Annotated in this window: 1 protein-coding gene; it reads right to left on the minus strand. The window is 72.0% G+C overall.

The genetic code is table 11. The features are described 5' to 3' along the window. Positions 1-293: 293 nt before the first annotated feature. Positions 294-553: hypothetical protein (locus LPA54_RS35900; RefSeq protein ID WP_228984741.1), on the minus strand; the 260-nt coding region annotated here is incomplete at its 5' end.

The raw sequence follows: 553 nt of genomic DNA on the forward strand, positions 1-553 counted from the left end.
GGACAGGCCCTGGCGGGCGTGATCTGCGGAGCGGTGGGGAGCGCGCTGGCGCTCACCTTCGGCGTGATCGTGCTGGTCACGTGAGCCCGAGGGGCTCCTCTGGACGGGGGTTCACCTCCCAGGCCCGGAGACGTGCCGTCCTCTCTTGATCGTGCCGGCGCTGCATAGGTGCCGCTGCGCCCACCCTCCCCCACTCTCGGCTTCGCTCGAGCGGGGGGACCCCCATCGCCCAGCGGCACGACTGCCCGCGGATCGTGGCGGCGGTGCGGAGACCCTCTCCGGACCCGGACGCCTCACGACCCGCCCCCCACGAGCCCCGTCTGCACCTGCAAGGTCTTCCGCCGGGCGATCCGGACCGCCCGCCCCGGAATCAGCTCCCGCCCCTTCACACTTCCGAACAGATATCCCTCACTGGGCGGACACGACATCAGCAGCCCCGGCGTGTTCACCTCCTGCAACCGCCGCAGCAGCGACTCGTTCAACCCTCGCCCGGCTCCCGCCGAGGACCGCGCCACCACCAGGTGCAACCCCACCTCGTGCCCCAGCGCCAGAT

This window comes from Streptomyces sp. DH12, from assembly GCF_020873895.1.
Lineage (GTDB): Bacteria > Actinomycetota > Actinomycetes > Streptomycetales > Streptomycetaceae > Streptomyces.